This is a genomic window from Haloarcula salinisoli, from assembly GCF_019599405.1.
Taxonomy (GTDB): Archaea; Halobacteriota; Halobacteria; order Halobacteriales; family Haloarculaceae; genus Haloarcula; species Haloarcula salinisoli.
The window spans coordinates 708,995-732,790 of the sequence record NZ_RKLQ01000002.1 but is presented as its reverse complement, the minus strand read 5'-3'; the positions used below and the strand labels follow the sequence as shown (position 1 = coordinate 732,790).

General features: G+C 66.5%; 28 protein-coding genes. 11 read left to right on the top strand and 17 right to left on the bottom strand.

All coding sequences use genetic code 11. The features are described from left to right. The first annotated feature begins 2 nt into the window (after window positions 1–2). The gene (locus EGD98_RS12995) at window positions 3–728 is read left to right on the top strand and encodes a PspA/IM30 family protein (RefSeq protein ID WP_220588797.1); all 726 of its coding nucleotides are present in this window, start codon (window positions 3–5) and stop codon (window positions 726–728) included. 11 nt (window positions 729–739) lie between these two features. On the opposite strand, the gene EGD98_RS12990 is transcribed toward EGD98_RS12995, so the two are convergent. The 4 genes from EGD98_RS12990 to EGD98_RS12975 form a co-directional block, all read right to left on the bottom strand. After that, entirely contained in the window at window positions 740–1,492 is a 753-nt protein-coding gene (locus EGD98_RS12990; protein WP_220588796.1) for a uroporphyrinogen-III synthase, read from the bottom strand. Next, window positions 1,492–2,277 carry a uroporphyrinogen-III C-methyltransferase gene (gene cobA, locus EGD98_RS12985; protein WP_220588795.1) on the bottom strand — a complete coding sequence of 262 codons (786 nt, stop codon included), beginning with the start codon at window positions 2,275–2,277 and terminating at the stop codon, window positions 1,492–1,494. The genes EGD98_RS12990 and cobA overlap by 1 nt, the downstream gene beginning before the upstream one ends. Continuing rightward, on the bottom strand, window positions 2,274–3,413 hold the full coding sequence (gene hemC, locus EGD98_RS12980) for a hydroxymethylbilane synthase (protein WP_220588794.1): 1,140 nt from the start codon (window positions 3,411–3,413) through the stop codon (window positions 2,274–2,276). Before hemC ends, cobA begins: the two co-directional genes overlap by 4 nt. A gap of 118 nt (window positions 3,414–3,531) precedes the next feature. Beyond that, window positions 3,532–4,077, bottom strand: coding sequence for a CDP-2,3-bis-(O-geranylgeranyl)-sn-glycerol synthase (locus EGD98_RS12975; protein WP_220588793.1), 546 nt, complete (start codon window positions 4,075–4,077; stop codon window positions 3,532–3,534). Between the two features lie 147 nt (window positions 4,078–4,224). Between EGD98_RS12975 and EGD98_RS12970 the strand changes: the two genes are divergently transcribed. Continuing rightward, window positions 4,225–4,881 (top strand): DUF502 domain-containing protein, encoded by a 657-nt coding sequence (locus tag EGD98_RS12970; RefSeq protein WP_220588792.1) that lies wholly within the window; start codon window positions 4,225–4,227, stop codon window positions 4,879–4,881. Here the strand turns inward: EGD98_RS12970 and EGD98_RS12965 are convergent. Together EGD98_RS12965 and EGD98_RS12960 are read right to left on the bottom strand one after the other, a co-directional pair. Next, window positions 4,878–5,810 (bottom strand): branched-chain amino acid transaminase, encoded by a 933-nt coding sequence (locus tag EGD98_RS12965; RefSeq protein WP_220588791.1) that lies wholly within the window; start codon window positions 5,808–5,810, stop codon window positions 4,878–4,880. The genes EGD98_RS12970 and EGD98_RS12965 overlap by 4 nt on opposite strands. A 177-nt stretch (window positions 5,811–5,987) precedes the next feature. Beyond that, window positions 5,988–7,271, bottom strand: coding sequence for a DUF7282 domain-containing protein (locus EGD98_RS12960; protein ID WP_220588790.1), 1,284 nt, complete (start codon window positions 7,269–7,271; stop codon window positions 5,988–5,990). A gap of 397 nt (window positions 7,272–7,668) precedes the next feature. Between EGD98_RS12960 and EGD98_RS12955 the strand changes: the two genes are divergently transcribed. Further along, on the top strand, window positions 7,669–8,676 hold the full coding sequence (locus EGD98_RS12955) for a hypothetical protein (protein WP_220588789.1): 1,008 nt from the start codon (window positions 7,669–7,671) through the stop codon (window positions 8,674–8,676). 130 nt (window positions 8,677–8,806) lie between these two features. After that, window positions 8,807–9,838, top strand: coding sequence for a hypothetical protein (locus EGD98_RS12950; protein WP_220588788.1), 1,032 nt, complete (start codon window positions 8,807–8,809; stop codon window positions 9,836–9,838). Window positions 9,839–9,842: 4 nt separating this feature from the next. Here the strand turns inward: EGD98_RS12950 and ribB are convergent, their stop codons facing one another. From ribB to twy1, 4 genes are all read right to left on the bottom strand, one after another. Continuing rightward, the gene (gene ribB / locus EGD98_RS12945; RefSeq protein WP_220588787.1) at window positions 9,843–10,520 is read right to left on the bottom strand and encodes a 3,4-dihydroxy-2-butanone-4-phosphate synthase; all 678 of its coding nucleotides are present in this window, start codon (window positions 10,518–10,520) and stop codon (window positions 9,843–9,845) included. Then, window positions 10,507–11,205, bottom strand: coding sequence for a DUF120 domain-containing protein (locus tag EGD98_RS12940; protein WP_220588786.1), 699 nt, complete (start codon window positions 11,203–11,205; stop codon window positions 10,507–10,509). The genes ribB and EGD98_RS12940 overlap by 14 nt, the downstream gene beginning before the upstream one ends. A gap of 75 nt (window positions 11,206–11,280) precedes the next feature. After that, window positions 11,281–12,186, bottom strand: coding sequence for a DMT family transporter (locus EGD98_RS12935; RefSeq protein ID WP_328762910.1), 906 nt, complete (start codon window positions 12,184–12,186; stop codon window positions 11,281–11,283). Window positions 12,187–12,394: 208 nt separating this feature from the next. Next, window positions 12,395–13,378: a 4-demethylwyosine synthase TYW1 gene (twy1, locus tag EGD98_RS12930; protein WP_220588785.1), complete on the bottom strand. Its 984-nt coding sequence runs from the start codon at window positions 13,376–13,378 to the stop codon at window positions 12,395–12,397. 90 nt (window positions 13,379–13,468) lie between these two features. Here twy1 and EGD98_RS12925 point away from each other — a divergent pair, with 90 nt between their 5' ends. After that, a complete protein-coding gene (locus EGD98_RS12925; protein ID WP_220588784.1) occupies window positions 13,469–14,509 on the top strand; it encodes a PstS family phosphate ABC transporter substrate-binding protein in 1,041 nt (346 codons plus the stop codon). A gap of 25 nt (window positions 14,510–14,534) precedes the next feature. Here EGD98_RS12925 and EGD98_RS12920 read toward each other — a convergent pair whose 3' ends face one another. Further along, the gene (locus EGD98_RS12920) at window positions 14,535–14,681 is read right to left on the bottom strand and encodes a hypothetical protein (protein ID WP_220588783.1); all 147 of its coding nucleotides are present in this window, start codon (window positions 14,679–14,681) and stop codon (window positions 14,535–14,537) included. Window positions 14,682–14,889: 208 nt separating this feature from the next. Here EGD98_RS12920 and EGD98_RS12915 point away from each other — a divergent pair, with 208 nt between their 5' ends. The 3 genes from EGD98_RS12915 to EGD98_RS12905 all read left to right on the top strand — a co-directional run bounded on the left by EGD98_RS12915 (window position 14,890) and on the right by EGD98_RS12905 (window position 17,910). Further along, window positions 14,890–15,273 (top strand): NifU family protein, encoded by a 384-nt coding sequence (locus EGD98_RS12915; protein ID WP_220588782.1) that lies wholly within the window; start codon window positions 14,890–14,892, stop codon window positions 15,271–15,273. A 107-nt stretch (window positions 15,274–15,380) separates the two neighbouring features. Beyond that, window positions 15,381–16,883 carry a sulfatase gene (locus EGD98_RS12910; protein ID WP_220588781.1) on the top strand — a complete coding sequence of 501 codons (1,503 nt, stop codon included), beginning with the start codon at window positions 15,381–15,383 and terminating at the stop codon, window positions 16,881–16,883. Window position 16,884: 1 nt separating this feature from the next. Beyond that, entirely contained in the window at window positions 16,885–17,910 is a 1,026-nt protein-coding gene (locus tag EGD98_RS12905) for a lysylphosphatidylglycerol synthase transmembrane domain-containing protein (protein WP_220588780.1), read from the top strand. Window positions 17,911–18,280: 370 nt separating this feature from the next. On the opposite strand, the gene EGD98_RS12900 is transcribed toward EGD98_RS12905, so the two are convergent. Both EGD98_RS12900 and EGD98_RS12895 read right to left on the bottom strand, forming a co-directional pair. Further along, window positions 18,281–19,393, bottom strand: coding sequence for a GNAT family N-acetyltransferase (locus EGD98_RS12900; protein ID WP_220588779.1), 1,113 nt, complete (start codon window positions 19,391–19,393; stop codon window positions 18,281–18,283). Next, window positions 19,383–19,607 carry a hypothetical protein gene (locus tag EGD98_RS12895; protein ID WP_220588778.1) on the bottom strand — a complete coding sequence of 75 codons (225 nt, stop codon included), beginning with the start codon at window positions 19,605–19,607 and terminating at the stop codon, window positions 19,383–19,385. The genes EGD98_RS12900 and EGD98_RS12895 overlap by 11 nt, the downstream gene beginning before the upstream one ends. Before the next feature lie 126 nt (window positions 19,608–19,733). Here EGD98_RS12895 and EGD98_RS12890 point away from each other — a divergent pair, with 126 nt between their 5' ends. Further along, window positions 19,734–20,612: a beta-keto acid cleavage family enzyme gene (locus EGD98_RS12890; protein WP_220588777.1), complete on the top strand. Its 879-nt coding sequence runs from the start codon at window positions 19,734–19,736 to the stop codon at window positions 20,610–20,612. A gap of 9 nt (window positions 20,613–20,621) precedes the next feature. Here EGD98_RS12890 and EGD98_RS12885 read toward each other — a convergent pair whose 3' ends face one another. After that, complete coding sequence (locus EGD98_RS12885) at window positions 20,622–21,506, bottom strand: ketopantoate reductase family protein (protein ID WP_220588776.1); 885 nt, start codon at window positions 21,504–21,506, stop codon at window positions 20,622–20,624. 32 nt (window positions 21,507–21,538) lie between these two features. Then, complete coding sequence (locus EGD98_RS12880) at window positions 21,539–21,910, bottom strand: hypothetical protein (protein ID WP_220588775.1); 372 nt, start codon at window positions 21,908–21,910, stop codon at window positions 21,539–21,541. Window positions 21,911–22,004: 94 nt separating this feature from the next. Between EGD98_RS12880 and EGD98_RS12875 the strand changes: the two genes are divergently transcribed. Together EGD98_RS12875 and EGD98_RS12870 are read left to right on the top strand one after the other, a co-directional pair. Further along, window positions 22,005–22,313 (top strand): hypothetical protein, encoded by a 309-nt coding sequence (locus tag EGD98_RS12875; RefSeq protein ID WP_220588774.1) that lies wholly within the window; start codon window positions 22,005–22,007, stop codon window positions 22,311–22,313. A gap of 41 nt (window positions 22,314–22,354) precedes the next feature. Then, window positions 22,355–22,810: a hypothetical protein gene (locus EGD98_RS12870; protein WP_220588773.1), complete on the top strand. Its 456-nt coding sequence runs from the start codon at window positions 22,355–22,357 to the stop codon at window positions 22,808–22,810. A 39-nt stretch (window positions 22,811–22,849) separates the two neighbouring features. On the opposite strand, the gene EGD98_RS12865 is transcribed toward EGD98_RS12870, so the two are convergent. Beyond that, the gene (locus tag EGD98_RS12865) at window positions 22,850–23,371 is read right to left on the bottom strand and encodes a hypothetical protein (protein WP_220588772.1); all 522 of its coding nucleotides are present in this window, start codon (window positions 23,369–23,371) and stop codon (window positions 22,850–22,852) included. A 100-nt stretch (window positions 23,372–23,471) separates the two neighbouring features. After that, complete coding sequence (locus EGD98_RS12860; protein WP_220588771.1) at window positions 23,472–23,777, bottom strand: DUF7130 family rubredoxin-like protein; 306 nt, start codon at window positions 23,775–23,777, stop codon at window positions 23,472–23,474. Window positions 23,778–23,796 lie beyond the last annotated feature (19 nt).

Below are 23,796 nucleotides of genomic sequence, written 5' to 3'. Positions count from 1 at the left end.
CGATGAGCCTGCTCGGTCGGCTCGCCTTCACCATCCGCTCGAAGCTCTCGGCACTGATAAACCGGACGTCGGACCCCGCGAGCGAGCTCGACTACTCCTACGAGCAGTTGCGCGACGAACTACAGAACGTCACGCGGGCCGTCGCCGACGTGACGACCCAGAAGAAACGACTGGAGATACATCGCCGACGCCTCCGGGAGAACGTCGAGACGTACGACGGGCAGGCCAGAGCGGCCATGCGCCAGGACCGCGAGGACCTCGCCAGGCGCGCCGTAGAGAAGAAACAGGCCCACGTCTCCCAGATAACCGAGCTCAGCGAGCAGATATCGAACTTGCAGGCGACCCAGGACCAGCTGGTCGGCAAGCGGGCCGAGCTATCGAGCCAGATAGAGCAGTTCCGCACGCGCAAGGAGACCGTCAAGGCCCGGTACGAGGCCGCCGAGGCGTCGGCCCGCGTCTCCGAGGCCTTCACCGGCGTCGGCACGACGTTGGACGACGTGGGCCGGACGATGGAGCGGGCCACCGAGCGCACGGAGCGGATGGAGGCACGCGCGGCGGCACTCGAAGAGCTGGCGGAGACGGGCCAGCTGGAGAACGTCCTCGAAGAGGGCGACGACATCGACCGGGAGCTGGACCGCCTCTCGACGGAGCGGTCCGTCGAGAACGAACTCGACACCCTCCGGACGGAGCTGGCGGGCGAGGAACGCGCGACCGAGCCGGCCGACTGATACAGTCCGGGCTACTCGTGGTGGGTCGGGGCGGCCGCCTCGACGACCTCGCAGGCCAGCGTCTCGAAGTCGGCCCGTTCCGGGACGATATCGACACGAATGCCTGTTGCTTCGGCTGTTTCCTTCGTGGGATTTCCGATAGTCCCGACCGTCGCGTCCGAGAGGCCTTCGAGGGCAGCATCACGGATACCGCGTTCCGCGGCCGCATCGAGGAAGTGCTCGACGGTGAGCGACGAGGTAAAGAGCGCTGCGTCGAGGTCGCCAGCGGCGGCGAGTTCGGCCGACTCGCCGGACTCGGGTGGCCGGACGAGTCGGTAGAGAACTGTCTCGTGGACGTACGCGCCGGCGTCCTCGAGCCCGTCAGTGAGCACGGCCGACCCGTGGTCCGAGCGGGCGACCTCGACGCGAGCGCCGGCCACCTCCGCCGCGAGCCGCTCGACCAGCCCGGTCGAGGAGAACTCTTCGGGCACCACGTCGACGGCGTAGCCAGCCTCGCGCAGCGCCGCGGCGGTCGAGTCGCCGATAGCACAGACGGTCGCCTTCTCGGGGTTCCAGCCGGCCTCGGCGGCCAGTTCCACGCCGGTCTTGCTGGTCAGGACGACGTAGTCACAGTCCTCACGAGGGGCCGCGTCGGTGGGTTCGACGGCGAGCATCGGGTCCGGCACGGGGTCGGCCCCGAGCGACTCCAGCAGTTCGACGGCGTCGGCGAGGCGCTCGTCGTCGGGCCGGAACGCCGCGACCCGAAGCCGTGGCGCCTCCCGCATCAGACCCCCTCCAGGAACTCGACGACCCGCTCTCGTTCGCCGGCGACCTCGCCGATGACGGTGATGGCGGGCGGTTCGATACCCTCGCTGTCGCGCACGTCGACGATGGTATCGAGGGTGCCCGTGGCGACGCGCTGGTCGGGCCAGGTCGCCCGCTCGATGAGCGCCACAGGGGTGTCGGGGTCCATGCCGTACTTCAGGAGTTCGTCGGTGTAGCCGGGCAGCTTGCCGACGCCCATCAGGACGACGATGGTCCCGCCGGTGTTGGCCAGTGCTTCCCAGTCGACCGCCGACTCGTCTTTCGTCGGGTCCTCGTGGCCCGTGACAAAGGAGACGGAAGAGACGTAGTCACGGTGGGTGACGGGGATGCCCGCCGCCTCCGGCCCGGCGATGGCGCTGGTGATGCCGGGGACGATTTCGAACGGGATGTCGTTTGCCGCCAGATGAACCATCTCCTCGCCGCCCCGGCCGAAGACCGTCGGGTCGCCGCCCTTGAGCCGCACGACGACGTTGCCCTGCTGGGCGGTCTCGACGAGTCGGGTGTTCGTGTACTCCTGGGGCGTCCACTCGCCGCCGGCACGCTTGCCCACGTCTTCGCGCTTCTCCTCGGGAATCATCTCCAGGATTTCGGGACCCGGAAGCTTGTCGTGGAGCACTACGTCGGCCTCCTCCAGCAGGCGCTTTGCCTTCACCGTCAGCAGGTCGGGGTCGCCCGGGCCGGAGCCGACGAGATACACCTTCCCGACCGCCGACTCACTTTTACCTTCGTGAGAACCGTCGCTCATTCGTCTTCCTCCCGGGCAGTCGCGGCGTCGTCGTCGGCCCCCTCGCTATCCCGGCGCGCGGCCTGGATGAGGTCGTCCGCCCCCCTGTCGGCGAGCTCCGCAGCGAGGTCCTGGGCCGCGTCGATGTGGCGTTCGACGGGGAGGTCACGGCTGACCTGGATGTTCTCCGTGCCATCCTGGGAGAGCACCCGCACGACGGTTCGAACGACGCCCCCGGCGAGCCGGGCGTGGATACCGATAGGCGCGACACAGCCGCCGCCGAGTTCGGCCAGAATCGTCCGCTCGACGGTCGTCTCGACGCGGGTCTGGGTGTCGTCGATTCGGTCGTTGATATCCGCCGCGAGGTCGCCGTCGACGGCAGTCACCGCCAGCGCGCCCTGGCCCGGCGCCGGGACGAACTGCTCGGGGTCGAGCGTCGTGGTCCCGACGTGGTGGGTCAGCCCGGCGCGGTCCAGCCCGGCTTTCGCCAGCACGATAGCGTCGTACTCGGTGTCGGGCTCGCGTTCGAGCGCGCGGCGTTCCAGCTCCGCCAGTCCGTTGAACCACGCCTCGACGTCCTGCTCGTAGGGGTGTTCGTAGTCGCTGTCGGGGTCACCTGCTTCGCCCTTCCGTTCCTCTTCGGCCTCGTGGCGCTCCTGATGTTCTGCCTGGAGCGACGGCGCCAGCAGCTTCTCGATGCGGGTGTCGACGTTCCCGCGAAGGGGCTCGACGACGAGGTCTGGGCGTTCTGCGAGCAGCTGGGCCTTCCGGCGCAGGCTCGACGTGCCGACGACGCTCCCCTCGGGCAGGTCCTCGAGGTCGATACCCTCGGGCGTCACCAGCACGTCCTCGGCGGCCCCGCGTTCGGGCACGCCGGCGACGACCAGTTCGTCGGGCCGTTCGGTCGGCATATCTTTCATCGAGTGGACGGCGGCGTCGAGCTCGCCGGCAAGCACCTTCTCGTCCAGGCTGTGGACGAAGGCGCCGGTCTTGCCCAGCCGGTGGATGAGCTCGTCGGTGAGCTGGTCCCCCGTCGTCTCGACCTCGCTCAGTTCGACTGTGAGCCGTCGGCTCGCGAGCGAGTCCCGAACCGTGGCGGCCTGCCGAAGGGCGAGGTCGGAGCCGCGTGTCGCAAGTCGCAGCGTCGAAGTACTCATACCCCACCTTCACGCGGCCGCTGTGAAAAGCACATCACTTCCCGCAAGAGCGTTGTGTCGCTCAGCAGTCAGTACTGCTCTCGAAACCGGAACCGACCGCAGCGAGAGCCTGTACTCCTCACCACGGCTCGTCTTTCAGCCCGAGCGCGTAGGCGCCGACGTTCGTCACGACGTGCAACAGTGGCGTGAGCACGAGCACGGCGAGCAACACCGGCGGCGTGAACACCCCTTCGGTCCACCCCGGCGCCAGCACCCAGACAGAGGCCAGCGCCCCGACGACGAAATCCAGCTGGTCCAGCCCGGGGAAGGCGGCGCCCCGTTCCCGGCCGGTCCGGCGCTTGAGGAACGAGGCCCCGATATCGCCCAGCATCGCCCCGAAGGCCAGTCCGAGCCCGGCGAGGATGGGGAAGGTCGGCAACTGGATACCCAGAAGGTCGCTCGTCGTCGGTGCAATCTCCGACAGCAACAGTGCGAGGGCGACTCCGGCCGCCGTCCCGAAGACGGTGCCACGGTGGGTCTTCCCGTCGCCGAGGATGCGGCGGTCACCCAGTTTCTGCCCGCCATCTATCGGTTTGCCGCCGCCTGCCAGCACGGCGACGTTGTTGGGCACGTACGCGGGCAACATCGCCCAGACAGCGGTCACGACGACCCCGACTAGCTCCATGTGCGCGCCGTCACGTGGCCACCTCTTAACCGATGTGGCTTCGGTCGGTGACACCGTCCGAACTGCAACACTCGTTGACACTAGGTCGCCTCACACGTTCTATAGGAAAAGGAAAGGGCTGATAATCCGTCACGCTCAGGTGAGGATATGGCCTCAGGTTCGTCGTGGAAGCGGGACTTCGCCAGCGGTCTCATCATCCTGTTGCCGATACTCGTCACGACGTACGTCATCGTCTATCTCTACAGCATCCTCGCCGGTGCGTCCGTGTTTCTCCCCTCCGTCGACAGGAATCTCCTGCTCGCACTGGGGGCCCCCGCCAACGCCGTTACGCCGACCGCCGTCGAGTTCGTCCGCGTGTCGGTGGCGATGGTACTCTTCGTCCTCATCGTCTTCTCCGTGGGCTATCTGATGCGGACGGCCTTCGGCGACTTCGTGGAACAGACGCTCGACGACACGATGAACTACGTTCCGGGGTTGCGCGTGGTGTACAACGCCTCGAAGATGGCGGTCGAGACGGCCGTCGGGGGGACCGACGAACTACAGGCGCCGGTCAAACTCGAAGTGTGGGACGGGATGCGGATGACGGCGTTCAAGACCGGAAAGACGACCGACGACGGCCGCGACGTGCTCTTCTTGCCGACCGCGCCGAACATCACCACCGGCTACGTCATCGAGGTCGAATCCGACGTGTACGAGGAGACCGACGAGCGCGTCGAGGACGCGCTGACGCGTATCCTCTCGGCCGGCTTCGGCGACACGAACGACCGGAAACAGACGATGCCGATTCCGAGCGACGAAGACTAGAGGTAGCGGAACCACTCCTCGCGGTCGCCCGACTCCACCAGGTCGAAGAAGGCCGTCTGGATATCGTCGGTGACCGGCCCCTTCGTCCCCGAGCCGATCTGGTTGTCGTCGACGCTGCGGATAGGGGTGACCTCCGCCGCGGTCCCAGTAAAGAACAGCTCGTCGGCGGTGTACAGCTCGCCCCGCGAGATGGTCGCGTCGTCGTGGACCACATAGCCCATGTCCTCGGCCAGTTCGATGGCCGTCTGGCGGGTGATACCGTCGAGGATGGACTCGGCGAGGCCGGTGGTGTATATCTCGCCGTCGCGCACGAGGAAGATGTTCTCGCCGGGGCCCTCGGCGACGTTGCCCTCCTTGTTGAGGACGATGGCCTCCGCGTAGCCGTTGGCTTTGGCCTCCTGGGAGGCGAGCACGCTGTTGACGTAGGTGCCCGTGGTCTTGGCGTTGGTCGGAATCTGGCTGGAGGCGTACTTGCGCCAGGAGGAGACGGCCACGTCGACGCCCTCTTCGAGCGCTTCGTCGCCCAGATAGGCGCCCCAGGGCCACACCGCCAGTGCGACCTGCACCGGGGAGTTGCCGGGGTTCAGGCCCAGCGGCCCGTAGCCGTAGAAGGCGATGGGACGGATGTAACAGGAGTCCAGCTCCTCGCGGCGGATGAGCTCCTCGGTGGCCTCGGTGAGCTCCGATTTCTCGAAGGGAATGTCGATGTCGTACACCCTGCCGGAGTCGTAGAAGCGGTCCAGATGCTCTTCCCACCGGAAAATAGCGGGGCCCTCCTCGGTCTCGTAGCAGCGCACGCCCTCGAAGACGCCGGTGCCGTAGTGCAGCGCGTGGGTGAGGACGTGGATCTGTGCGTCCTCGAAGTCGACGAACTCCCCGTCGAGCCAGATTTCGTCGACGCCCTCGAACATCTCCGGGCGACCGCTCATGCTGTTGGCCCCCACGTCGCTCGGCGACTCGCTTCGGTAGCAGCGAACGGCTCGTCGTGTGTCATACCTACTCCATTGAAGTCCTCGGTTAAGAGTGTTGACGGTCCGTCTCGCCTGTTCAGAGCCGTGCCGGTCGACCGACACGAGAAAAAAGTGACCGAGAGCGCTCGGTCGTTACTAGGTCGGGAACGGAATAACCGGACCCTCGTCGTCCTCCGCCGGTGTCTCCGTCTCGTTGTCTTCCGGCGTCTCCGTCTCGTTGGTGTCCTCCGTCTCGTTGACCACCGTGACGTTAGCGTCGTCGGTCACCGCTTCCCCGTCGTCGGTGAAGGGTCCGTCCTCGGTGCCGTTACTGCTGATGAAGTCGTAGGTCTCGTTGCCACTCGTCTCCTCGTGTGGCATCGCGATGAGCGTCTCGTTCTCGGTCAGCTCCGACTCGTTGAAGTCGGTACCCGGCACGTCGAACAGTTCGACGGTGAGGTTGTCGTAGCTGCCGGCTTCGAGATACTCGGAGACCCCGACGACGCTGCCGACGGCGTCACCGTCGAGCAGGCTGTCGTTGTGGATGGCGACGTAGCCGTCCTCGGGCACCGTCACGTTCTGGACTGTGACGCTCGTGCCGTCGGTCTCCTGGTCGTCGAAGGTGACCGACGCGGTCTCGTTCGTGTCAGTGTCGTCAGTGGCGCCGTCAGCGGGGTCCTCACAGGTGCCACCCGCAATCTGGAGCGACTCGTTGAGCTCCAGGTCGGTCCGGCTGACGTTGTCGCTCTCGTTCGAGAGGACCTGCCACGAGTCGACGGTGCCGTTGCCGTTCTGGCCGAACAGCTCGGCGTCCTCGTTGAACGCCGGCTCGACAGTGACGTTGGTGTCGTTGTCGATGTCGGAGTAGACACCGCCGTCGGTGGCCGCGTCGGACCAGATCCAGTCGACAGTCGTCGTCGTGTCGGTGACGTTCCAGTTGTCGACGCTCGTGGTGTCGTTGTAGTCGTCGTCACGGACCGTCCAGTTCCCGTCCTCGGGGAGGCCGGTAATCTCGAAGGTGGCCGCGCCGCCCGTCGATTCGTTGTTGGCCTCCTGGCCGTTGACGAAGACGAGGTAGGTGCTGTCGTCCGTGGTGTCGGTGTACAGGAAGACGACGCTTCCGTTCGGCTCCTGGAGGTCTATCGTTCCCTCGGACCCGAAGGCGCTCCCCGTCGCGTTGGCGTAGGGATTACCCGAGAACTCCGCCGGAAGCCGGTAGTCGTAGTACTCGACTGCGGACTGGTTGTCCGAGAACGAGGATATCGGGGTACATTCGTCGCCCTGGATGGCGACGAAGGACTGGTTGCCCGCCGCGGTCTGGTTGCCGGCCTGCTGTGCGGCGCCGAGTCCGCTCAACGGCACCAGAGCGAGACTCAGGACGACCGCCAGTGTGGCGAGTCGGCGATACGATGCTTGGTAGTTGCTGGAATCCTGTTCCATACGGACGACATCCTCTCGCAAATACGGTTTGTTATTGCCGCCGTAGCGAACGGTAAGCCCGGACAGTGTCGTCGAAAGCCGAGGTTATCGAACCCCGGCTGTGCGACCGGGATAGTGCGCAGCCGTCCGGAACTCCCGCGAGCCGTTCCAGAGGGGAGTACGGGCAGATTACAGCCCGTCGAAAAGGCCCCTCGAACTCGACGCGCTCTCCCGCCAGCGTCTAGAGGGTGCGTGTCCGAAGTGCTGTAACAGCTTTCGGTGAGCGAGACGGGGACACACGGTATCTATATTCGGACGGAGATATCTGTCGAGTCCACCGACACCGGCTATGATCACAGTGTTCGATACTACCAGTAAACTGAAGTCAAGCCATGATAAGTAAGGCTCCATGGCAGATATGCAACGAAGAGAACTACTCCGTTCTGCTGCTGGACTCGCGTCAGTGGCCGCGGTGGGAAGCACGGCTGGCTGTCTGGACTCGGTTCCGTTCGTCGGTAGCCCGTCTGGAGCGCTCGACGCGATTCCCGAGGACGCGGACGCGCTCATGTACGCGAACATCGACGTCATCCGGGAGGACGAGGGCGTCGAGACCCTGACCAACACGTACCTCGACAGGCGGTCCGAGTCCGACTACTACGAGGGACCGGAGGACTTCGACGAGGTACTCGAAGAGTTCGAAGACGAGTCGGATATCGACCCGACGAAACTCCACGAAGTAACCGCGTTCAGCGAGTTCGGTGGGGCGGACTACGAGACGTTCGCGGAGTACGGCGCCGCTATAGTCAACGCGGACCTGACTGCGGAGAACATCAAGGACAGCATCGAGAACGCGGACAACATCGACTTCGAAGAGGCGGAGCACTCGGGGTCGGTCGTCTACGAACCCGAAGAGGAGGGCGGCCCGTGGGTCGGGGCGCTCCCGTCGGACGAGATAGTCGTCGGAACGGAAGACGCCGTCCACGACACCATCGACGTCAAGAACGGCGACGCGGATGCCATCGAGGGAGAACTCAAGGACGCGTACACGAGCACGCGGGACGCGCCCTTCCGGTTTGCCACCAACATGCCGGACCCCGACGACAGCTCCGTCCCGGAGGAAAGCGGGACCGGCGAGGATTCCATCGATTTCAGCCCGATAGAAGACGTCGACACGGTCTCTGGCTCCGTGTACAGAGACGGTGACACCCGCGGGCTAGAGGTGACGATGAACGCCGAGGACGAAGACGCCGCCGAAGACGTAGAGGAGATGCTAAAAGAGGTAAAGGACGAACTCGACTCGGAGATCGAGGACGGGGACGCCGAAGAGATACTCGAAGACATCACCATCGAACGGAACGGTTCGAGCGTGACGAGTTCCCTCGAACGGACGATATCGGAGCTCGAAGAGCTGATAGAAGACGCTTAAGCTGTCCGACCGCTCGATTCGTTCGGTTGCCGGTCCGACACGCTCCGCTGGCCGACCGACTCCAGCGACGTGCTGTTTTCAGCCCCCTACGTTCCAGTACATTGAAGTCTAGCCGTGTGTAGTTGTCGTCGTGAAAGAGATAGCGAGACGAGATGCCCTCCAGGCCGTCGCCGGGCTCGTGTCGGTGGCGACAGCCGTGACGGTGACGGGCCGGCCCCGCTCGGCCCCGCCGTCCGACTCGACGACCGCTCTCGATACTGTCCCCGCGACTGCGGACGCTGTCGTGGACGCGAACGTCGACGCCCTCCGCCAGGACGACGGGCTGCGGACGTTGACCACCGTCGCCCTGCAACAGCGCGCACAGTACGTCTCGGCCGACTCGTCGGCCGAGCAGCCCCGGGACGTCGACGCACTGCTGTCCGACATCGAGACAGAGTTCGAGACCAGCCCCGAGAGAGTCCACCGCGCGACCGTCTTCGGTGACGTCGGCGGCGACGGTGACGACCTGTTCGACGGCTACGCCGGTGTCGTCCTCCGGGCGGAGCTGAGCGCCGAGGACGTCAAATCGGGCATCGAGAACTTCGACGATATCGCCTTCACCGAGCTAGACGAGTCCGGGACCGTCGTCTACGAGCCGGAGTCGGACGATAGCCCCTGGGTCGGAGCGCTCGGGTCAGACCGCGTCGCCGTCGGAACTGAAGCGGCCGTCTTCGACGCGGTCGGCGTCAGGAACGGTGAGACTGCGACCGTCGGCGAGCCGATACGCGGGGCGTACACGGACACCCGCGAGGCCCCCGTCCGGTTTGCGACCCGACTGCCCGACCCGAGCCGGAACGATGCCGTCCCGGCGGGCGTCGGCGGTAACGGCGGGCAGTCGATAGACATCACCCCGCTGGACGACGTGACGACGCTCGCCGGCTCTGTTTACCGCGACGGCGACGTTCGGGGACTGGAAGCGACGCTTTCCGCAGCCGACACCGGCGCAGCGAGGGACGTGACGAGCGTCGTCCGACAGCTACGCGACCGCGCCGCGTCGGAGCTGCAAGACGCCGAGGTCGCCGACGTCGTCGGTGACCTCGCGGTCGACCGCGACGGCACGACTGTGACAGCGTCCGTATCCCGAACCGTCGACGAACTGTCGTCGCTGGTCGAGGAGCAGTAGAAACTCAGGCCAGCGCGGCGACGATGGCCCGTCCCTCGACGTAGTGGAGCCCCTCGTCGGCCGCGTAGGCCCGCGCGTCGGCGGGCGAGAGCGCGCCGCCGGTCTCGTCGTCGAGCATCTCACAGACCACGACGGCCGGCGGCTGGTCGGCGGCGGCCGCCAGCGCGACACCCAGCTCGGTGTGGCCCTCGCGGTCCGCGAGCAGGGCCGGCGCGGCCCGCAGCAGGTGGACGTGGCCCGGCGACCGGAAGGCCTCGCCGAACCCGTCGGGGTCGGGGTCGGCCGCAAGTGCGGCCAGTTCCGTGATGGTCAGCGAGCGGTCGTCGTCGGTGATGCCGGTGAACGTGTCCCGATGATTGACCGTCAACGAAAACGAGGAGCGCTCGTCGTAGGCGAGTTCGTGGTCGGCGCTCGTCGGATGGTCGAGCACATCCTGCATGAACGGCAGTTCCAGGTCCTCGGCGACGCCGTCCGAGAGCGCGACACAGACCAGCCCGCCAGCGTCGTTGCGGAGCCGCGCGACGGCTTCTGGCGTGACCGACCCCGCCGGGTAGACGATGTCGGTCTCACCCTCGCGGTCGGCGGCGTCGTGAATCAACACCGGCTCCCCGCGGGCGAACGCGTCGATAGCGGCCTGGACGGCCGCTGCGGTGTCCCCGTCCGCGGACTCACTCCGAGACATGGACAGTCACCTCGTCGCCGTCTTCCAGTTCGAGGACGTCTCGGAGCTTCTCCGGCGCGATAAGCTCCACCTTCTCCTCGCCGTGGTGGGTGCGCTCGGGCGCGATGACGTGGGCCGGCTCGTACTCGCCGTCGCCGCTCTCGACGGAGACGGGATAGCAGTAGGCCGGGCCGTAGGTCCGTTCGTCGTCCTCCCACCCCTCGATGGTGACGGGTTCGAGCGCGCCCAGACGAGCGCGCTTGCGGACGCTATCCTCGGTCAGTTCGAGGTTCAGCGTCCCCGCGAACGGCTCGTAGTCCAGCCGCTCGATGAACTGCTTCATGTAGCCCGGCAGGGTGATGTAGTGGCGCCCCTCGCCCATGCCGGAGGTGACCAGCCCCTGGAGGTGGACACTGGCGTCCGATTCGAAGATGCGCCGATAGTCGGCGTACTCGGACTGGAGGCGCCGTTCCCCTGCGCTCGTGATGTGGACTTGCTGCCCGTCACCCTGCATGTCCCGGTCGAGGAAGCCGGCGTCTTCGAGCCGCTGGAGCCGCCGGGAGGCCGTCTGGTTCGAGGCGTCGAGCCGCCCGGCCAGATCCGCACAGGAGACCTTCGTCGGCTCGTCCATCGCGCCGTCCAGCGCGAGCAGCTTCAGCGTCGCCAGCTCGTCGCGCCCGACGGCCTGTCCCGATGAGTCTGCCATACCCACCAGTACGGACTATATTCGGATAAGCATACCGAAGGTGGAACTCGTCACACAATTGGAACGCTGGGGTCGTCAGCGCCGCGCTTCGACGATGAGCCCGCCGATAGCCCGGCGTTTCAGCAGGACGAAGCCGGCGAAGACGAGCAGGAACCCCGCGAGGGTCGGCAGCGTCACGGATTCGCCCAGCACCGCGATGCCGACGACGGTCGCCACGACAGGCACGAGGTACGCGACCAGCGAGGTCTCCAGGGCGCCCCGAACCTCCAGTAACGTGTAGTAAATGAGGAAGGCCACCGCCGTCGCGAAGACGCCGAGATAGGCGACGGCGGCCCAGCCGGGGACGGTGGCGGGGAGCCCGAACGGCTCGCCGAGCGCGTAGCTGAGCCCGAAGAGGATAACGCCACCGACGGCCATCGACCACCCCGAGAGCGCGGCCCGGTCCAGCGTCGGACCGGCCCGCTGGATGATGACCCCGCCCAGCGCGACGCTCGCGGCCTGGCCGAGGATGAGCAGGCGACCGACCACGTCGCTGCCCAGCAGATTCGCGGGGTCGGGCCGGACGATGAGGCCGACACCGACGAAGCCAAGCAGGATACCGACCGCCCCGACAGCGGAGACGCGCTCCTCGGGGAGCAAGGCGAGCGCCCACAGCGAGGTCAGTACGGGGACCAGGCTCTGCATGATGGCCGCCACACCGCTGGGGACGGTCTGCTGGCCGAGAAAGAGGAGCGCGTTGCCCGCGACCAGAAAGACGCCACCGCCGACGATGGCGTCTACGTCAGGCCGGCCCGAAGGGCGCCAGTCCGCCCGGCGTGCCAGGGCCACGCCCAGCAGGAGGACGGCCGCGATAGCGTACCGGAAAGCCGCAAAGAGCACCGGCTCAAGCGAGCGGAGGCCGATTTCGATAGCCAGGAAAGACAGTCCCCACAGCGTCGCGAGGAGGGCGAACAGACCGACGGTGTACAGCCGACGGGACACACAACGGCTCCGAGTCAGGGACAATTAGGCCTCTCGATTCGGTTGGGGATAGGTGAGCGATTGCGGATGCGAACAGCCAGAAAGCCCCCTTTCAGTCCCACCCAGCGTTGATTGGCCAACCGGCTATGGGTGGGGCTTTCCGGCTCTCCGAAACAGTCTCTCCTAAACTAAACACCGCACAGCTGATGCGCCGAACAAAAAAGGGCCGTCAGTACTCCACGAGCGGGTCGTCGGCCCAGAACTCGCTGTCCTTGTTCAGCTTGGGGACCCAGGTATCGTCGTCACGAGCAAGCATCGCCACGCGGGACGGTTCGACCTCCTTGATAGTGTCGTGGTCGGGCAGGAACTCCTGCATCGATTCGGTAAAGTCGAGAATCTCCTCGTGGCTGGGCATCGACTCGCGGTCCAGTCGACCCCGCGAGTGGCCCACGTGCATGTACGCTTTCAGCTCCACGAAGTCGGCGTCGGCGCGGTCACACATCGCCGCGTACCACGCGGGGCGGTGCATATTCTCCTCGCGTACGAGCGTCGACCGGATGACGGTCCGGGTGTCGTCTTTCTCGGCCAGCACGTCCAGTGTGTCGATGAGATTGTCCCAGGCGTCGTCCTCGACGGCCTTCACTGTCGAGTCGAAGGTCTTCCGGTCGGGGGCGTCGACGGAGACGTACAGCTGTGTGGGGTCACACCGCCGTAGCATCTCCGGGTGGGTGCCGTTCGAGACGAGGAAGGTGGTGATGTCGCGGTCGTGGAACTCCTCGATGAGTTCGGGGAGATACGGATACAGCGTCGGTTCGCCGTCCAACGAGATGGCGACGTGGCGCGGTTCCATCGCCTGCTCGAACACCTCGCGGGGGACCTCGTCGTTGCCGCCGAAACCCGAGAGCAGTTTGCGCTGGAGTTCGACGCTCGCGTCGGCGACGGCGGCGGGGTCGTCCCACTCGACGTCGCCCAGTTCGTAGGCGTGGCCCGCGTGGTCCCGCCAGCAGAAGACACAGCGCTCGTTGCACTTCACGACGGGCGTCATCTGGATGCAGCGATGGGACTCGATGCCGTAGAAGGCGTACTTGTAACACTTCCCCTCCCCGCGCAGGGCGTTTGCCGTCCAGCCGCAGGTCTGGGCCGCCGTGTGGTTCTGGCTGTGGTAGTCGGGGTCGTCTACCTGCTTCGGCCCACCCGAGTCGCTGTCGCTCATTGCTGGAAGGGTTTCGCGCCACGCTGTAAGGTGTTTTCGTCCGGCCCGAGACCACCATGTTATTTATTTCATACATTTGAGAGCACAGATATGTCGAAACGACGCGAGTATCTGAGCGTGCTGGCGGCCGGGCTGACGACCGCAATGGGTGGCTGTCTCCAGGACGGCAGCGAGGGGTCGGCGGACGGCACAGCGACCGACGCCGGACCGACAGCCACCGAGGCGACAGAGACGGAGGCGGAACCGGACAGCGGGACGGAGACAGAGACGCCGCTCGAAGGGTCGGTACGTATCGGCGGGAGCTCGACGCTCTACCCCCTCAGTCGGGCGGTGCTCGAGGGGTTCATACAGCAGCACCCACAGGTCGAGTTCAGCGTGAGCCGCGACGGCACCGGCGGCGGCTTCGCCAACCTGTTCTGTACAGGCGAGTCCGATTTCAACAACGCCTCGCGGCCGATTACTGCCGGCGAGCAGGACCAGTGTGCCAGTAACGACGTCGACTACCACGAGATGAGTATCGCCACGGATGCACTGACTGTCATAGTCAACAACGACAGCGACTGGGGCGACTGCATGACGACGGACCAGCTCCGACAGATCTGGCGCGCCGACGGTGCGACCACCTGGGCGGACGTCGACAGCGACTGGCCCGACGAAGAGATACAGCGGTTCGGTCCCGCCGACACCTCCGGGACGTTCGACTACTTCCGGGACGAAATCATCGGGGAGAACGCCGCTCACACGAGCGAGTACCAGGCGACCGAGCAGGACAACACTATCCTGCAGGCCGTCCAGTCCGACCAGTACGCCATCGGCTATCTCGGGTTCGCGTACTACCAGGCGAACAGTGACGCCGTGAGCGCGCCCGGAATCGACGCCGGCGACGGCTGTGTCGAACCGTCGCTCGAATCCGCCCAGACCGGTGAGTATCCGCTGGCACGACCGCTGTTCACCTACGTCAACACCGACCGACTGGCCGAGGCACACGTCGCCGAGTTCGCCCGCTACTTCGTCGAACAGAGCGCGAACGAGGAACTCGTCGCCGACAAGGTCGGCTTCTTGCCCAACACTGAGACGGAGATGCAAGAGGAACTGGACGCGCTGAACGACGCCATCGCGAACGCACAGTGAGCGGAGGGGTGGCGAACTGGCCGCCTCAGAAATCGTACTGCACGATGTCGGTCGACTCACACGCGGGACAGCCGCCGTCCGCGGGCTCGACCGTCGTGCCACACCGGCGACACTCCCGGATGGCCCCACCGCGTGTCTGTCGCCGGACGACCCGTTTCAGCGCTTCGAACATACCGGTGCCGAGGGGCGGCCGGGACATATACGCCAGCCAACCGGCCCGAAAGTGAAACCGCGGGACCCGGGAGGGGTCGAACGGGGCGTCAGCCGTGCGTCAGACGCCGACCACCGGCCGGCTCGGCGGCCCGACGCGCCGATTCAGCGGCCGAAAGACGGCAGGAGTCCAAAGGTCTAAGCCTCCCCGGCCCCCACATCCAGCCACCATGAGCACCGAGACCGGAGCCGACGACGACAACGACCTGCGCGAGCGAATCACGAACTTCCTGCGCCGGAACTTCCCCCAGATTCAGATGCACGGCGGGAGCGCGGCCATCGAGAACATCGACCGCGAAGAGGGCAGCGTCACCATCCGCCTGGGCGGTGCGTGTTCGGGCTGTGGCATCTCCCCGATGACCATCCAGGCCATCAAGACCCGTATGACCAAGGAGATTCCCGAGATCAACGAGGTCGTCGCCCGTACCGGACAGGAACAGGGCGAGGGAATGGCCGGCGGCGCCGACGGCGGCATGACGCCTTCCTTCGGCGGCGGCGACTCCCGTGGCGGCGACGTCGGCGGCGACGACGAGGGTCCGGAAGCGCCGTTCTAGAGCGTTCGGCCGGTCTGACACGCCGTCTATCGCCCCGTCTGCCCGAACGGCTAGCCCGTCGGACGGAACCACACTGTATTAACCCGATCGGCGAATTCTGATACTGTATGACCGATACGGACGGGGAAAACGTCCTCTTCGTCGTCCTGGACACGGTCCGGAAGGACCGTCTGACCGTCTACGACGAGACGCGCGAGACGACCCCGCACCTCGCCGAGTTCGCCGACGAGGCCGCCGTCTACGAGGGGGCCGTCGCGCCGGCCCCCTGGACGCTGCCGGTCCACGCCTCGATGTTTACCGGCCTGTATCCCAGCGAGCACGAGGCCACCCAGGAGGACCCCTATCTGGCGGGCGCGACCACGCTCGCCGAGTCGCTGTCGGCAGCGGGATACGACACCGCCTGTTACTCCTCGAACGCCTGGATTACGAGCTACACGAACCTGACGGCGGGCTTTGACGACCACGACAACTTCTTCCAGATAATGCCCAGCGAGCTCCTCTCTGGCCCGCTGGCGAGTCTCTGGCAGACGATGAACGACAACGACACGCTGCGCAGCGTCGCCGACCGGATGGTCCAGGTCGGGAACAAGATTCACGAACACCTCGCCGAGGGCGGCGGCGGTGACACGAAGACGCCACAGGTCATCGACAAGACCATCGACTTCGTCGACGAGAGCGAGGACTTCTTCGCGTTCATCAATCTGATGGACGCACATCTTCCCTACCACCCGCCCGAGGAGTACGCCGAGCGGTTCGCCCCCGGCGTCGACTCGACCGAGGTGTGCCAGAACTCCAAGGAGTTCAACTGCGGCGCTCGCGACATCGACGACGAGGAGTGGGACGACATCGAGGGCCTCTACGACGCCGAACTCGCTCACATCGACGACCAGCTGGACCGGCTCTTCTCGCATCTCAAGGACACCGGCCAGTGGGACGACACCACCGTGGTTGTCTGTGCTGACCACGGCGAGCTGTTCGGCGAACACGACCTCTACGGCCACGAGTTCGGTATCTACGACCCGCTTGTCAACGTCCCGCTCATGGTCAAACACCCCGACATCGAACCGGGCCGGGACGACGAGACGACCGTCGAACTCGTCGACCTCTATCACACGATTCTGGACGCGGCGGGCGCCGAGGGACGGGGCGAGCCCCTGCAGTCGGCTCGCTCGCTCCTGTCGGCCGACTACCGTGAGTTCGCCGAGGAGCTGGGCGGCGTCCCGCGGGGCGAGGTCGGCTTCGTCGAGTACCACCAGCCCGTCGTCGAGTTGCGACAGTTAGAGGGGAAAGCCAGTAGTGCGGGCATCGAACTGGACGAGCAGTCCCGCTTTTACTCGCGGATGGGGGCCGCCCGGACCGTCGAGGAGAAGTACATCCACTGTACGCGCATCCCCGACGAGGCCTACCACGTCGGAACCGACCCCGACGAGACGGCAAATCTCGTGGGGACCGACGACGAGCCGACGCATCTGAAACGGGCCCTGTTCGACTTCGTCGACTCGGTCGATGCGACCTGGCCCGACGAGGCCGACGGGGCCGACGGCGACGTGCTTTCCGAGATGGACGACGAGACGAAGGACCGACTGCAGGACCTCGGATACATCGACTGACGTGAGCTCGGACAGCGCCGCCCTCGACTTCCTCGACCGCAAGACCGTCGCCCAGATACTGCTGGGCTTTGTGGTCGCGGGCGGGGTCATCGCGCTGCTGGTCGACTTCGTCGGGACCGAGGGGGTACTGTCGGGGCTCCGCCGTGCCGACCTGGGCTGGCTGGCGCTGGCCTGTCTCTCGACGGCAATCTGTCTCACCGCGTGGGGGAAAGCCTGGCAGATAGTGCTGGGCGTCGCCGGTATCGAGGAGTCCTTTTCGAGACTCGTCGTGACCTACTACGCCGCCACATTCGCCAACTACGTCACACCGCTCGGTCAGGCCGGCGGCGAGCCCTTCATCGCCTACGTCCTCTCCCGCGATACGGAGGCCAGCTACCAGGACAGCCTCGCGAGCGTGGTGACGGCGGACCTCCTGAACCTCTTTCCCTTCGTCACCTTCTCCGGCGTCGGGTTCGCGGCGCTGCTGTACGGGAGCGAGCTCCCGGAGGCCGTCGAACCGCTGGCCGGCGGGCTGGTCGTCCTCTCGGTCGGCGTCCCGCTCATCACGGCTATCGGGTGGCGCTTTCGCGACCGGCTCCGTGGCGCCGTCCTCCGGCTCTCGGCGCCCCTCGTCGACCACCTGCCAGTGGTCAGCCTCGACGGCCTCCGGAGTCGCATCCACGAGACCGAGGCCGCCTTCGAGCGCATCGCCCGGGACCGACGGGCCCTCGCGAAGGCCCTCAGCGTCTCTTATGTCGGCTGGGTCTTCTTCGCGCTGCCGCTGTACTTCTCGGCGCAGGCCATCGGCGCACAACTCCCGCTCGTACTCGTCTTCTTCATCGTTCCCGCCTCGACACTCGCGGGCCTGGTCCCCTCACCCGGCGGCTCCGGCGCCGTCGAGACCGCACTCGTCGTGCTGGTGGTCGCCCTGACCGCCATCGGACAGACCGACGCCGCCGTCATCGCTATTCTGTACCGCGTGGCCAGCTATCTGTTCGCGCTCTTGTTAGGTGGCGTCGCGGCGCTGTACGTGCTGAAACGGAACTAGGAATCACCGTGTTATCTGGGTATACGGGCAGCTTAGCAGTTATCTTGAACAGCCAGAAAGCCCCGACCCGTTCGACTCGGGGGGCTCGCTGCGCTCCTCGCCTCCCGATGGTCGGCTCCGGTGCTTATGTCGCCCGCCGTCGTCGAACGGGTCGCCCCTTTCAGTCCCGCCCGTAGCCGGCTGACCAACCGGCTTGGGTGGGACTGAAAGGGGCGGCTGGCTCCGGGAAGGCGGACGACGTAAGCACTGGACTGAGCGAACGAAGTGAGCGAAGGAAGCGCACAGCGAGTCCTCCGACCGGAGCCAGCCGGGGCTTTCTGGCTGTGTAGCGCCGCGGCAGCGGCAGGAAAACCGACCACAGCGACAGCTGCTAGGCGGTGTTGTGTTCGACGAAGGTGGGCCGCCAGTTCGTAATATCCCGGATATCCCGGCCCGCGACGCGCCAGCCGCCGTCAGGGGGAATCGGCGAGACGACCAGCCGCGTGGGGTTGGCCATCGGGGCGAAGGGAAGCCGCTGGTCGCTGTGAAATCCCAGCGCCGTCAGGAGGTCGTGGGGGACGGACCGGCCGCGGACCGCGACGACGTCCGAGTCGGCGTGGTCGGCCACGAGCCGGTCGAAGACGGCGGGGAGCGCCCGGTCGCGTTCGGGGCCGCCGACCAGCGGGAGGACGTCGGCGACGTTGGTGACGGTGTGGCCCTCCTTCTGTCCGGTGCCGGTGACGACGCCGGCGACGGGGCGGTCTCCGAGCGTGGCAGTGTAGGTGGTGTACTCCCAGTTTGGGTTGCCAAAGCGGTAGTCGAAGAACTGCTCGTCGCGGTAAGCGTGGATTTCCGACGGCGGGCGGCGGCGGTAGAGCCCGGCCAGTGTCGCGGCCGGCGTCCCGGTGTGTCGGGTGACGCTCACTTCGCCGGGCGGGTCGAACCGGTGGTCGCGAGCGGCGAGATAGGCACTGGCTGCGGAGGCAGTCGCCGCCTCGACGAGCCGCCCCTCTCTGCCGGCGTAGGCCGCGGGGTTCTGGATGCGGTAATAGGTGGTGTGTTCGCCGGCGATATCACAGCCCAGTTTCTCCAGGCCCGCCGTCGTCATCGGGTTGGGGTTGTTGAACGTGAAGGCGGGCTGGGCGTCGGCGTAGTCGGCGAAGAGACGCTCGCTCATCCGGCTGAACAGACCCTGACGGCGATGGTCCTCGTGGACCATCGTGTCACAGGACTGCAGGGCCGTGTGGTAGGTGTCGCCGGCGCGCATCTGGAAGGCTAGGTTCGGTCGGGCCCCGACGATGTCGCCGTCGTGTTCGGTGACGACGATGGGCGTCTCCGGGAGATACGGGTTCTCGAGGAACTTCCAGTCGAACCACGCGTCGGAGCCGTCCGGGAAGGTCTCCCGATGGAGGGCCATAAAGTCCGCCTTGTCCCCCTCACGGAACCAGCGGACGTGGTAGTCGTCACCGCGCGCTCGGTCGGTCGTCGCCGTCTCAGTCCGCATCCTGTAGCTCCAGGCCGGGGACGAGCTGGTCGGCGTCTAGGTGGTGGCGCTGGAACACCGCACAGTCGGCTTCGTGGTCGAAATCGTGCCGGTCGTTACAGAGGTCGGCCTCCATCGGCGAGACGAACGACTCCTGTATCTGACAGTACGGTCGGTCGTGGTCGAACTCCTGCTCGCCGTCGGCGTCTCGGTAGTCCAGATACGGACAGGTCATCGTCGTGAACGGTCCCCGGCAGCGGGCTTGGTTATTGAGAGGTTTCCGGGGATACGTCCCGCGTACCCCCGCCGGCGGGGCGATAGCTGTATCATACCCAAGTAGCGACAACCGCGAGTCGCAGTAGTGCCATACGACGACTACCACCGGCAAAAGAAGGTCATCATCACGGTGGCCACCACCGGCGCGATCCACGGTAAAGACGTGAACCCCAACCTCCCGGAACAGCCCGAGGAGATCGCCCAGCAGGTGGCTGCCTGCGAGGAGGTCGGTGCGTCAATCGCGCACGTTCACGGGCGCAACGAGCACGGCGAGAACGACGCCAGCCGGTTGCAGGAAGTGAACGACGCGATTCGAGAGGCGTGTGACGACATCATCATCCAGAACACCACCGGCGGGCAGGCCGGGTACGAGCGCCGCGTGGCGGGCATCCGCACGGACCCGCCGCCGGAGATGGCCTCACTCGATATGGGGCCGTTCAAACGGGACAAACACATCATCACGAACCACACCCGCAACAACATCGAGCGCCTGGCCGTCGAGATGCAGGCGAAAGGCATCAAACCGGAGATGGAGGTGTTCAACTCCGGCCAGCTGGCGGAGGTCCGCCGGCTCGTCGACGAGGGGCTGGTCGAGGAGCCGCCCTACATCAACCTCATCTTCGGCGGTTCCTTCACCCCAGCGAACCCCCGGAACCTGTTGACGATGGTGGACAACATCCCCGACGGCGCGGAGTTCAACGTCCTCGCGGTCGGCCCTCACCAGCTCCCGCTGACGACGATGGCCGTCTTGCTGGGCGGCCACGTCCGTGTCGGCATGGAGGACAACCTCTACTACCGGCGCGGCGAGAAAGCAAAGAGCAACCAGCAGCTGGTCAAACGCACCGCCGAGATTATCGAGCACCTCGACCGCGACATCGCGACGGCCGACGAGGCCCGCGAGATGCTCGGGATGGCCCAGAAGCCGGTCGAGACGGCCGCCGACGGCGGGCAGGACGCGAACTGATTCGGCCGCCTACTCGTCTCTGCCGGCCGCCCAGGTCCGGACCAGCCGCGTCAGCGTCTCGTTGACCGGCACCGGCTCCTCGGCCACTCGCACCACGTAGCCGTTGATGGCGTCTATCTCCGTCGGGCGTCCGGCCGCCACGTCCTCCAGCATCGAGGAGCGGTTCGCGGCGGTGTCGCGGACGACCTGCCGGGTGAGCGCCACCGCCCGCTCGTCGGTGAGGTCGACACCCTGCTCGCGGGCGACCCGGGCCGTCTCGCGGGCGGCGTCGGCAGCGAGGTCGGCGCCCGGTCCGTCGGCGAGTGCGCCGTTCTCGACGCGAGCGAGCGCCGTCGTCGCGTTGATTGCGGTGTTGACGGCCAGCTTCGCCCAGAGTCGACGGGGCATATCCGTCGCCACGGTGGCGTCGATTCCGGCCTCGGTAAACGCCGCGCCGACCCGCTGGCCGACCGCTGACTCCCCGCCCTCGCGAGCGCCCAGGACGACCTCCCCGCGGCCCGTGAACGCGACGGTTCCCGGCTCCTCCAGCCGGGCGCCGTAAGTGCAGGTGCCCGCGAGCACGGGACAGGAGAGCGCGTCGGCGAGTATCTCCTCGTTGCCCATCCCGTTCTGGACCGAGAGACACACCTCGAGGTCGCAGTCGGCGAGCTGCTCGGCCACGGCGGCCGTGTCGTCGCTCTTGACGGCGACGACGGCGAGGTCGGCGCTCGCCGGAACGTCGGTGCGGCCCGCCGGCTCGCTGTGGAACTGCTCGACGCCCCTCACACGGAGGCCATCGCTGGCCACTCGCTCCATGTGTGGGTCCCGACCGACGAGGGTCACGTCGTGCTCGCGGGCCAGCAACCCACCGAGCAGGCTGCCGAGGCTGCCCGCACCGACGACGGCGATGTCCATGTCCGGGCGAGGCGCGGACGCTACAAAAGGGTTCAGTCGCCCGCGTCGAACGGGTCGGTGACTTCGTCGGGGTCGAACTCGTCGACGTAGTCGCGGACGACTCGCTCCGAGGCGTCCGAGACCGCGAGCTCCGGACCCTCGTGTGTCCAGCGCTCCGCACGGAGGATGGCCGCGACGGCACCGAGCCCGATTCCGACACCGAGTGTGGTCACGAACGAATCGTACACGACGCCGCCGACGAGGACGAGAACGACCATCGCAAGGAACCCCGCCGTGAGCGAGCCGGTCAGTTGCTGCCGTCTGGATTCACGCCGGTGGGCCCCGACGACCCCCTGGCCGTCTCCCGCCGGAACCGCCCGGTGTGTGCCATCGCTGTACCGGAGCACGTCGTACCGGGCGGGCATATGTTCGCCCTCTCTCCCCACGGACAAAACGATGCGGGTGGGTGGCACTGGGAGCGTCGCAAGGCTTTATTTCGACGGTCGACCACCGAAGCGTATGGTCGGTGAGCTCGACGCCCTGCGAGCGGAGGGGAGCACCCGTGTCGTCGCCGAACTGCTCGTCGTCGCGGTCGTCTCGCTCGCGCTCGCGTTTGTCGTGTTCGTCCCGGCACTCAGGGCGGTCGCGCCGGAGCTGTTCGCGGGGGCTATCGAGTACGGGAAATATACCAGCAACGTGCCGGACTCACCGGTCGAACTTGCACATCTGGGTTTCAACGTCGTGACTGTCGGTGGCTTTCTCTACTGGCGACTCAACCACACGGCGCTGGGCCAGCGGTACCGCGAGTCCTTCGAGCAGCAGCGCTGAGAGACCAGAACCGACAACAGCACCCGTCCCAAAACGCCGGTATGGACTCCGAATCGGTGGCGTGGCCGTCGGCCGAACCCAGCTACCGGCTCCGCCCGCCGGCGACCGACGAAGCGGTCGCACTCGACGCGCTCGCAGCCGTGCTAGACGCGACGCCGCGACGCCCTGAGCGGGTGTCGGTCCGGCTCGCAATCGGCCGCCGTATGGACCTTCTCGGGCCGCGACGCGAGGCGCTGGAGGCGCTCTCGGGCCACGCCGACGTGACCGTCGCCGACGACCACACCATCGGGACGCTCGCGCTCACCGAGGCAGCGTTCGCCGACCTCGCCGAACTGTTCGCCGACCTCGACCGCGCGGTCGTCTTCGACCCCGACGGCGTCGCTATCGCCGACTGGCGTGGCGGTTTACTGCGGTTCGCGCTGCCGGAGGCCGCCGTCGAGACGGTTCGCGACAGCGTCGACGTGGCCATCGCCAACCGAATCGAGCGCGTGGAGTAACTGCGACCCATGGGCGCAGGGAGCGTGCGTTCGCTGCGCCTACACGGCGTCGTCCAGCGCGACGATATCTGTGCCCGGTACGCGCTCCAGCATATCTTCCAGTTCCGCCAGCAGCCCGTCCTGGCCCGCAGCGTTGAGTTCCCGAATGTGGGTTTCGTGTGGGACCGACCGATACGTCCACGACTGCTCGGTCAGGACGGCGACGGCCTCGAGAGCGAACAGGCGGTCGCTGTATGCCCATCTGTCGCCGTCGGGCACGTCCAGTAGCGCGTCGACGAGAGACCGGTCCGCCGGGAGGTTCGCTCGATACTCGTGGTCCGACTCGACGAATACCCGGTCGCGATCCGGCACCTGAGTCAGCTCACGCTGGAGCAGCTCGAACTGGCCGTGCCCCGGATCGACATCGAGGTGTACGGCCGTACCGTACTCCATGGCGACATCCACGACGCGGTTCTCGACACCGATGAGTCCGTCCGCCGACCGGTCGTCGACATCGGACGAGGGTCGCGCGTTGAGTCGGTGTGTCGGCCCAGCAGCGTCGAACGTCTCTCTGAATCGCATTCTTGGCATCATCGACCTCCCGGACGTGACCGCTCACGTGTGAATCGGTCCTCACGAGGACGAACCCACGGCTCGCGGCTCAACCCGCTCGCCGGTTAGATTAGTCTTCGGTCCAGTAGTAGATATCCTCCTTCGGCGCGCCACAGTCGGGACAGGCCTCGGGGATGTCCTCGTCGATGTCGCCCATGGCACCACACTCCCAGCAGCGCCACATCAGTTCGGCCTCGCCGGCCGCACCAGTGGTCCGGTGGTCGTCGGTCAGTGACTGGATTCCCTCCTCGACACTGACGTAGAAGCCGTGCTGGTCGAACCCGCGGATGGTGCCGAGTTCCTCGCCGTCCTCGTCGTAGACGGTCATCCCGAACGCGAGCCCCTCCTCGTCGGCGCTGGCGAACATATCAGTCATATATATTTATAGACGGACC